Raw genomic sequence first — 9,463 nt, 5'->3', positions numbered from 1 at the left:
CAGTTCAAAGCCGGAAGCCTTGGCCATCTCGATTACCGCCGTTCCATCCGCAAGAATACCGAACGGCGCCTTGGCCGGCTTACCCAGCGGCCCGGTCACCACCGCCTCGTGAATCCGACCGCCTACTGCGGCAAGCAGTGCATCCATCGTTCCCTCGCCGCCATCAGCCATCGGGACAAGTACGATCTCGGCCTCTGGGAGCACCTCTTTTATGCCATCTGCAATAGCCCGCGCGACAGCCTTCGCGCTTGCGGTTCCTTTAAACTTGTCCGGAGCAACAACTATTTTCATCCCGGGTCGTGTTTTCTCTGTTAGGCCTCTTTCCAGATGCCCGTTGCTTCGATTTCTTGCTCCTCTTGTCGCCTGAGCATCTCGGAGATCGGTACGATCTCATATCCCTTGGCTTGCAGGTAATCGATAACCAGCGGAAGTGATTCAACCGTGTTCTCCCTGCTGGCCCCCTCGCGACGCACCAGTGCCCCGCTATCGTGGAAGAGTAGGATGGCGCCAGGCCTCGCGTACCGGGCAATTCTTCGTAAAATCGAACGGGGGCTTAGCCCACGCCAATCGACGCTGCTTACCGTCCAGAGAATGAGACGGTACCCTTTCTCATCGACGAGGAGCCTGCGTACCGCACTGCTGTAAATTCCTCTCGGCGGCCTGAACAGGTTGGTTGAGACACCGGTTATGCGCTGAATGACCTGATCGGTTTTATGCACCTGGGCCAGAATCATCCTCCGAGTCGTGGGAACAAGATCTTTGTGGGTGTACGTATGGTTCCCGATATCGTGTCCCTCATCGACAATTCGCCTGGCGATGTCGGGATATTTCTTAACGTGTAGCCCCACCGTAAAAAACGTCGCTTTCACGCCCTTTTCTTTGAGCACATCCAGAATCTGCGGCGTGTAGGTCGAGTTGGGACCGTCGTCAAAAGTGATGGCGACGATGTTTTCGTGCGGGCCCCTACGCATAATTCCATCTTGGCAGCCGATTCCGTGATACTCGTAGTAGCTAACAAAGGCGACCAAGAACACCGCCCCTACGCCGGCGATAACGATGAAAAGCTGCGGTAGATCGATATCTAAGAGTCGCTCAAGAAATTCAGCTTGCCCAATAACGACTTTTGCCACAAGGACAATAAACAATATCGCTAACGCGCTTGGTATTATGTGGTATGTTTTCTTCATTCAGTCTTTCATCCCCCAAGGTGCTTAGTAGTATATCCGCCAGGGACGCCTAAAAAATAGTAACTGCGCCGACAAAGCGCAGTTACTATTCTACTACATATTTTGGTAGCCCTACAGCCACTTTTTTACAAATTAGCTAAAATCACCGACTGCTTTCCTTGTAATCAAGCGATTACAGAGTAGTCCCCGTCACCAACATCAACCTATTATCGCTTAGCTTCTCAATCGGCCCCAGGCTTTCTCGATCTCAACCGCAACAAACACCAGCGATGAAATGGCCAAAGTGACGGCGAGTTCGCGCACCCCGAGAGGTTTGGTCTTAAATATCTCCTGCATAAACGGCACATAGATGGTTGAAAGCTGGAGAAAGAACGTGAGGAGCACCGCGCCAAGAAGCGGTTTATTTGTTAAGAGCCCCTGTGTAAACAGCGACTGCTTCTCCGAGCGGATTGCAAGCACGTGTCCCATCTGCGACAGCGTGAGCACGGTAAACACCATGGTACGCCAGTCGCCGAACTTGAAGTAGAGTGAGCCGGCCTGCGACACAAGAGACACCGCCCCCATCAACAGGCCCACCCAAATGATATGCGAGGTCATCCCATGGGCAAAAACGCTTTCTTTGGGATGCCGGGGTGGACGCCGCATGATATCCGCCTCGGATCGCTCTGCGGTCAGCGCCAGGCCGGGAAGTCCATCGGTCACCAGGTTGATCCAAAGGATATGAATCGGCAGCAGCGGGATGGGCAGACCCAGGAACGGGGCCAAAAATATCGTCCAGATTTCGCCCGAGTTACTGGTCATCGTGTAGCGAATAAACCGGCGTATGTTGTCGTAGATACGCCGGCCTTCACGCACGGCCGCCACTATGGTAGCAAAGTTGTCGTCAAGCAGTATCATATCGCTCGCCTCTTTGGCGACATCGGTGCCGGTGATGCCCATCGCCACACCTACATCGGCTCTTTTTAGCGCCGGGGCATCGTTTACGCCATCGCCCGTCATGGCGCAGATCTCCCCCTTATCCTGCAGCGCCTTTACGATTTTAACCTTCTGCTCCGGGGCAACACGGGCATAGATGCGTATATACTGGACGCGCTCCTCGAACTCAACCAGCGGCAGCCCGGCGAGTTCTTCTCCGGTGAGCATGTCCGCGTGCTCGTTGATCAAGCCGAGGCGGCGCCCGATATTTTTTGCGGTTAAAGGGTGATCGCCGGTTATCATAACCGGCTGTATGCCCGCTTGCCTACACAGCGCAATCGCCTCTTTGGCCTCGGCCCTCGGGGGGTCAACGATGCCGACAAGACCTATAAAGATGAGGTTGCGCTCCAGGATATCAGGGTCAGCCGGCGGTTTCTTGTCATAGAACTTGTAGGCTATGCCAAGTACCCGCAATCCCTGTGCGGCCAACTCGTCACCTTTGCCGGCGATTTTAACCTTTTGTTCGGGATTGAGAGAGGACGGCTTGGCTTGGGCGTTAAGTTCCTGAGCCGAGCGCTCAAGAATCACATCGAGTGCGCCCTTTGTGTATGAGATGAACCGGTCGCCCGCCGCATGAACCGTCGTCATCATCCTTCGCTCCGAATCAAACGGAAGCTCCTCGACCCGGGGATGCCGCTGCTCGGCGTCTTCCTTGGGAAGGCCTGCCTTTGCCGCCATAACCACGAGCGCGATCTCTGTCGGGTCGCCGATCACTTCATAGGTGCCGTTTCTACCGATCACCGAAGCGTCGTTGTTAAGAACAAGGCCTCGGAAAAACAGGTGCCAGCGCGCCTGCTTTGATAGATCGACGGCGCGCCCCTCAGGATCAAGGAATTCGCCGTGGGGGTCGTAGCCGACCCCTGTTACCCGGTAGACCTCGCCGGCTGCGTAGATCTCTTCTACCTTCATCTTGTTCTCGGTAAGCGTGCCGGTCTTGTCCGAGCAGATAAACGTAACCGAGCCGAGGCTTTCCACCGCCGGGAGCTTGCGTATAAGCGCCTTGCTCTGAACCATACGGTTCGCCCCTATAGAGAGGGCAATCGTCACTACCGCCGGGAGCGCTTCGGGGATAGCGGCCACCGCCAGGCTGACGGCGGTTAGAAAGATGAGTATTATCTGCTCGCCACGTATAACACCCACGACAAAGACAATAGTAGAGATACCGATGGCGGCGAACGCCAGGTACTTGCCAAACACGGCGAGCCGTCTCTGCAGTGGCGTGCGCAGGTCTTCCGATGTCTGGATTAAGGCCGCGATCTTTCCGAACTCGGTGTTCATCCCCGTTTCGACAACCACTCCGCTGCCGCGCCCATACGTTACGAATGTCCCGCTGTAGGCCATATTGCGGCGATCGCCGAGCGGGATATCTTCCCTGGAAATCGGCTGCACGCTCTTTTTTACCGGGGCCGACTCTCCGGTAAGAGAGGACTCGTTGATTTCAAGCAGGGCTACATCGATGAGGCGAAGGTCGGCGGGCACGATTTTGCCGGCATCCAGCAAGACGATGTCTCCCGGAACAAGGTCGGCCGCCGGGATAGTGCGTATCGTGCCGTCGCGCACCACGGTCGTCTCCGGGGCGGCGAGCATCCGCAAGGCCTCGATAGCACGCTCTGCCCGGTATTCCTGGACAAAGCCTATGAACGCGTTGAGAACCAGGATGACTAGAATCGCCGCCGCATCCGCGACTTCCCCTATAAGCGAGGAGACGATGGCGGCGGCGATCAGGACGATGATCATGAAGTCCTTAAACTGGTCAAGCAAAAGCTCGAACGGCGTCTTTTGCCGCTTTGTTGTAAGCTCGTTGCGGCCGACCTCCGCAAGACGCCTGCCCGCTTCTTCTGACGAGATGCTATGTGGGCTGGCGTTAAGCTCGTCAAACACCTCTTCTACGCCCTTTTGATGCCAGTGCAAATCCGCCTCCTAAGCTGTTATCAACGGTCGCCTTTGAGGATAAGCGTCCGTATGCCGGTTACAGAAAAAACTGTGGTGTAGTCTTATGTACCCAACCACAACGGCGTGCAATGCGGTACAAAACGATTGTTTCCCCTTTACCTCCGCCTGTTATTATGCCGCAAGCACGGTGAGCATGATAGCGCGCGGTGATTGCGCTTTAAACAACACCGGGCCATGTGGTAAATTAGAACGGATGCTTTCAGACAGAGGAGTCAATCAATGATCGGGGCTGACATTATCTCACGTATTCCAAAAGAAATAATTATACTAATCATCTCGGCGCTGCCTATCGTGGAAAGAACCGGGGCGCCTCTTGCAATTGCAACTTACCACATGCCCATATGGGAGGCCTTTGTTATCTCAAGCATCGGGATGATGCTTCCCGTGATTCCGCTTCTTCTGTTGCTCGACCCTGTAAGCAGGTGGCTTGCGAAAAAATCTCGGATTATGGATCAACTTATGGGCTGGTTTTTTGAGCATACCAGACGTAAGCACTCCGAGAAAATCGACCGCTACGGGGCGGTTGGGCTGTTCCTTTTTGTGGCAGTGCCGCTACCGGGAACCGGAAGCTGGTCCGGGGCGCTTCTTGCGTATCTTTTTAATATCGACTTCAAATACTCGATGCCTTCAATGCTTCTGGGGGCGATCGCGGCGGGATTTTTAGCCTCGATTGCAACCGCAAGCGCCGTCGCGATAGCTAAAATCGTGGGTGGATTATTTGTCGGGATATTCCTCCTGGCCGGCATCGGCGCATATATAGCGGGCAAGGCGTATAAAAAGAGGGGCCGGGGCAGCTCTAGGGATTAGCTTCAACAACGATTAATTCTCAAGCGCAAGCTTAACCATGTAGGCGATTAAATCGGGGAATTCATAGCCTGCCGCTTTTGCGGCATCCGGAAACAAGCTGAGCCTCGTCATGCCGGGAATCGTGTTAATCTCCAGCACGTTGCAGCGCCCACTGCCGTCCACGATGATATCAACACGAGAAAAACCCCTGCACCCAAGAGCCGTATGCGCCCTAACTGCAATTTCTTGGGCCTTTCTTTGGTATTCCTCGGGAAGTCTGGCTGGAATGATGTGCTCGCTCAGGCCCGCCGTATATTTCGTCTCATAATCGTAAAACCCTGTCTTTGTTACGACTTCGAGTGTCGGCAGTGCTTTGGGTTTGTTGCCGAGCACACCGACCGTAATCTCAACACCCTCGACGAACCGCTCGATAACCACATCGCAATCATACGAAAATGCAAGCTTAAGAGCGGCAGCTAATTCATCGATGTCGTGCGCGATGCTCATGCCTATCGTCGACCCCTCGCGGGCGGGTTTTACAACCAGCGGAAAGCTAAGAGCGCTTGCAACGCCCTCGCAGGACTCCCGGTCAACAACAAAGTCTCGCTTTGAAACGACTGCATACTCGGGCGTCTCGATGCCGGCCGCTTCAAACACGCGTTTTGACATGGCCTTATCAATGCCGAGTGCGCTCGCCAGAACGCCGGAGCCGGTATAGGGTAGATCAAGGATTTCAAGCAAGCCCTGAATGGTCCCGTCCTCACCGTAACGGCCGTGCAGCGCGATGAACACGACATCGGGCTTCAAGCTTTTAAGGGTTTCAACAATATGTTCGTCGAGATGAACCGCAACCGCATCATAGCCTTTTTGCAGTAGGGCCCGGTAAATCTGCTCGCCTGTAAGCAAGGATATCTCCCGCTCGGCGGAGCGTCCACCCATTAATACCGCGACTTTTGTACTCAAAGCACACCTCGTTTTGTATCCAGAAACCGCAAAGCGCCCAATCATATCAAGCGCCGGGCGCATGTTTCGCTGTAATAGTGTTTTTTAGCAGGATGGCTGTATTAAGCCTCGTTCAGGTGATATTCATCCAATTGGGCTTTTAAAGCATCGAGCTTCTTTCTCATATTCCGTTCCTGCAGGCCGACGATTTTCTCAACCTGCGTGGCCGCAACTTCAAAGCCAAGCTTAGTCTGCTCCAATAGGTCCGATACCAAGGACTTGATATCGGCCGCCCGGTCTGCAATGCCGCCTCGTATCTTTGCTCCAGATTGCGGAGCCATCAGAATACCGACGACCGCACCGGTTGTCAGGCCAAGCAAAAGACCCAAACCGAACTCGGCTGTACCAAAGCGCCTCTCGCTCATAAAACCCTCCCATTACGTGTTCGTTACTCTCTATAATAGCTGAGATCGACCAATTTTTAAATGGAAATTAGGCATTATGGGGCTTTTTCTCCCCGGCAAGCGTGTTAAGTATGCGCTCAAGCTCGGCTTCGTCGCTGAAATGGATCTCCACGCGCCCTTTTTCGCCCTGTATCTTAACCAGTACCTTTGTTGATAGCTGCTTGCCCAGGTCTCTGGCCATCTGTCTAAAATAAAGCGGCATTGACTGACTCGGTGTTCTCTTGGGCGGGTTTTGGCTTAGCCACACCTGGTCCTCCGCTTGCCGCACTGTCATACCCTCCCTTATTATGCGCTCGGCTAAGCGGATCTGGGCTTTTGGATTTAGCAGCGAGAGCAGTACTTTTGCGTGACCGACAGAGATCTTTCCTTCTATGACAAGCGTCTTGACGGACTCCGGGAGTTTGAGAAGACGTATGGTGTTTGCAATGGTGCTTCTTTGCTTGCCCACCCGCTCGGCCAGCTGGTTTTGTGTAAAACCGAAGTCCTCGATAAGGTGGTAATATGCGGCGGCCTCCTCAAGCGGATTGAGGTCTTGGCGCTGCACGTTCTCGATAATGGCAATCTCCAGAGCCTCAACGTCCGAGGTATTGCGTACAATCGCCGGAATTGTTTTCAGTCCCGCTTCTTTTGCGGCGCGCCAGCGTCGCTCGCCAACCACCAACTCAAAAAGCGATCCACTCGCGCGAACGACCACGGGCTGCACCAGCCCGTATTCTTTAACCGATGAGACCAGCTCGGAAAACGACTCCTCATCAAAGTATTTACGCGGTTGGTTCGGGTTGGGAACAATTTTTGAAAGTGGGAGGTTTCGTAGAAGAGCGCCTCCCTCACCAGCGCTTTCCCTGTTATCCGTGGCACTGTCGGCACTGTCGGCACTATTAGTACTATCATCCTGAACAATAAGGGGGACATCTGTTCTCTGGCCTATGCCGGGTATTAATGATTCAAGGCCTCTACCCAGTCCTCTTTTCTGCACGCGCAATCACTTCCTTTGCAAATTGTTGATACGCTTGAGCGCCCTTTGATTCCGCATCATAGCGGCTTATCGGAACGCCAAAGCTCGGCGCCTCACTCAGACGCACCGTTCTCGGTATGACCGTATCGTAGACGAGCTCCCTAAAAAACTTCTTTACCTCATCGATGACCTGCTGCGACAGCCTCGTCCTGATGTCGTGCATGGTCATAAGCACGCCCGCGATTTTTAGTTCCGGGTTGAGATGAGCCTTCACAAGGCGCACGCTGTCGAGAAGCTTACTTAAGCCCTCCAGGGCATAAAACTCGCATTGGACCGGGATTATCAGCTCATCTGCCGCCGTCAGGGCATTCACGGTTAACAAACCCAAAGACGGCGGGCAATCGATGATGATGTAGTCGTAGCGGCGCTTGATCGTCTCGATCGCCCGCTTCAGCCGGTGCTCTCTCGACAGGGACGCGACAAGCTCGATTTCAGCCCCGGCTAACTGCACGGTGGCGGGCACGAGCGAAAGATTTTTTATATTGGTGGGTGATATTACTTCAACCAGCGGTTTTTGGTCGATAACGACGTCGTAGATACAGTGTTTAATCGCCTTTTTATCTACACCGAAACCACTGCTGGCGTTTCCCTGGGGATCAAAATCAATAAGCAGGACCTTTTGCCCCATGTCGGCAAGGTACGCGCTTAAATTTACCGCCGTTGTGCTTTTGCCCACCCCGCCCTTCTGGTTGACCACGGCCAGAGTTAAACCCCTGCGATCCCCAGGAAGCCCGCGCTGGATAAGCGCGCTTGAGGGAGCTTTTTCTTCTCTGATCTCGTCTTCAAGCTGCTGCAAACGACGGGAAAATAGACCTACTGCCATTTTTGTCCTGCCTGATACTACATCTTATACTGTTTAATTTACTGCTATACCAGCGGCTTTTTAGCCGGCGTCCCCGCTTTTCTCGGGTAGGCTTGCGGGCTTTGGGCCACCTTTTTGATCGATATCAAATACCGCTCTGCATTAAGAAATGGTACCACAACTTTGGCTATCTCTTCAACGCAACCGCCCAGTAAATTTATAGCGCCGGATGCCCGCTCAACCTCTTCGGGGGCCCCTTTTGCCTTGTACGAAACAAAGCGACCGCCCTCTTTTACCAGGGGAAGCGCGTATTCGGCAAGGACCGCAAGATCGGCGACAGCCCTTGATACTGCACAGCAAAAATGTCCTCGGTTTTCTTTTATTCTGCCAAAATCCTCGGCCCGCTCGGCGACCACGACAACGTTCGGTAGCTCAAGCTGCCCAACCAGATGTGTTAAAAACCCGGCTTTCTTTTGGGAAGACTCGACCAGGGTCAAGAGGATGTCCGGGCGGACGATCTTTATCGGCACGCCGGGAAACCCCGCGCCCGCGCCAATATCAACCGTACTGCACCCCAAGGGGATGTCAACAACGCTAAAAATGGCGAGCGAATCCAGGAAATGCTTTACGACGATATCGCATTCGTCGGTTATCGAAGTCAGATTAAAGCGCTCGTTCCAGCGTGCAAGCTCGTGCGCATATGCCATGAAAAGCCGCAGCTGGCTCTCATTATGCGGTATATGTAGTTCTGCGGCTCCTTTAGCCAGGAGTTCTGATGGTGTCATGTTCGACATTATCGGTCCCGTTGTCTCTTGAAAACTGTTTGATATGGATGAGGAGAGCCGTAACATCGGCGGGCGATACGCCGGAGACGCGCGACGCCTGGCCTATCGATCGAGGGCAAACTTTAGCGAGCGTCTCGCGTGCCTGGATCGTTAAGCCGTTAAGTTTTGAGTAGTCGATACCTGCGGGGATTATCTTTGCCTCAAGGCGCTTAAACTGCCGGATTTGTGAGTGTTGGCGCTTCACATAGCCCTCGTACTTGGCCTCAACAGCAAGCTGCTGCTTGAGGTCGTTCGACGCCGAGGCGAGTTCGGGATAAAACTCCTCGATATGCTCAACTTCGACCTCCGGCCTCCGCAATAACTCAAGCAGGGAAACCTGGCCGGTCACAGGCGTCGTCCCGATGGAGACGAGCCGGTTGTTTATCCTATCCGACGGCGGCAGAATAATCGAGGCGAGTTTGCTTACCATCCTCCCCACAAACTCCTCTTTCTCTTTAACCCGCCCGTACCGCTCCTCATCGATAAGCCCGAACTCGTAACCGAACTTAGAAAGC

General features: G+C 53.9%; 10 protein-coding genes. 1 reads left to right on the top strand and 9 read right to left on the bottom strand.

The annotated features are described in order from the left end of the window. From COY37_RS04380 to COY37_RS04370, 3 genes are all read right to left on the bottom strand, one after another. A partial coding sequence (locus tag COY37_RS04380; protein ID WP_286976332.1) for a glycerate kinase occupies positions 1-291 on the bottom strand: 291 nt, incomplete at its 3' end. Positions 292-311: 20 nt separating this feature from the next. After that, positions 312-1,187, bottom strand: a complete 876-nt coding sequence (locus COY37_RS04375; RefSeq protein WP_286678042.1) for a polysaccharide deacetylase family protein — start codon at positions 1,185-1,187, stop codon at positions 312-314. 213 nt (positions 1,188-1,400) lie between these two features. Further along, positions 1,401-4,073: a cation-translocating P-type ATPase gene (locus COY37_RS04370; protein ID WP_286678041.1), complete on the bottom strand. Its 2,673-nt coding sequence runs from the start codon at positions 4,071-4,073 to the stop codon at positions 1,401-1,403. A gap of 261 nt (positions 4,074-4,334) precedes the next feature. Between COY37_RS04370 and COY37_RS04365 the strand changes: the two genes are divergently transcribed. Beyond that, complete coding sequence (locus COY37_RS04365) at positions 4,335-4,922, top strand: COG2426 family protein (RefSeq protein WP_286678040.1); 588 nt, start codon at positions 4,335-4,337, stop codon at positions 4,920-4,922. A 12-nt stretch (positions 4,923-4,934) separates the two neighbouring features. Here the strand turns inward: COY37_RS04365 and COY37_RS04360 are convergent, their stop codons facing one another. The 6 genes from COY37_RS04360 to COY37_RS04335 form a co-directional block, all read right to left on the bottom strand. Next, positions 4,935-5,864 (bottom strand): D-alanine--D-alanine ligase, encoded by a 930-nt coding sequence (locus COY37_RS04360; RefSeq protein WP_286678039.1) that lies wholly within the window; start codon positions 5,862-5,864, stop codon positions 4,935-4,937. Between the two features lie 101 nt (positions 5,865-5,965). Continuing rightward, complete coding sequence (locus COY37_RS04355) at positions 5,966-6,268, bottom strand: YtxH domain-containing protein (RefSeq protein WP_286678038.1); 303 nt, start codon at positions 6,266-6,268, stop codon at positions 5,966-5,968. A gap of 67 nt (positions 6,269-6,335) precedes the next feature. Next, positions 6,336-7,283, bottom strand: coding sequence for a ParB/RepB/Spo0J family partition protein (locus tag COY37_RS04350; protein ID WP_286678037.1), 948 nt, complete (start codon positions 7,281-7,283; stop codon positions 6,336-6,338). Further along, the gene (locus COY37_RS04345) at positions 7,261-8,145 is read right to left on the bottom strand and encodes a ParA family protein (RefSeq protein WP_286678036.1); all 885 of its coding nucleotides are present in this window, start codon (positions 8,143-8,145) and stop codon (positions 7,261-7,263) included. The genes COY37_RS04350 and COY37_RS04345 overlap by 23 nt, the downstream gene beginning before the upstream one ends. 44 nt (positions 8,146-8,189) lie before the next feature. Further along, positions 8,190-8,918, bottom strand: a complete 729-nt coding sequence (rsmG, locus tag COY37_RS04340) for a 16S rRNA (guanine(527)-N(7))-methyltransferase RsmG (RefSeq protein ID WP_286678035.1) — start codon at positions 8,916-8,918, stop codon at positions 8,190-8,192. After that, the coding region (locus COY37_RS04335) for a tRNA modifying enzyme MnmG family protein (protein WP_502693747.1) at positions 8,884-9,463 on the bottom strand (580 nt) is incomplete at its 5' end. The genes rsmG and COY37_RS04335, both read right to left, overlap by 35 nt.

This window comes from Candidatus Aquicultor secundus, assembly GCF_002791875.1.
In the GTDB taxonomy this organism is placed as follows: domain Bacteria; phylum Actinomycetota; class Aquicultoria; order Aquicultorales; family Aquicultoraceae; genus Aquicultor_A; species Aquicultor_A secundus.
Note: the sequence above shows the minus strand (reverse complement) of the source record. Positions and strands in the feature narration are given on the sequence as shown.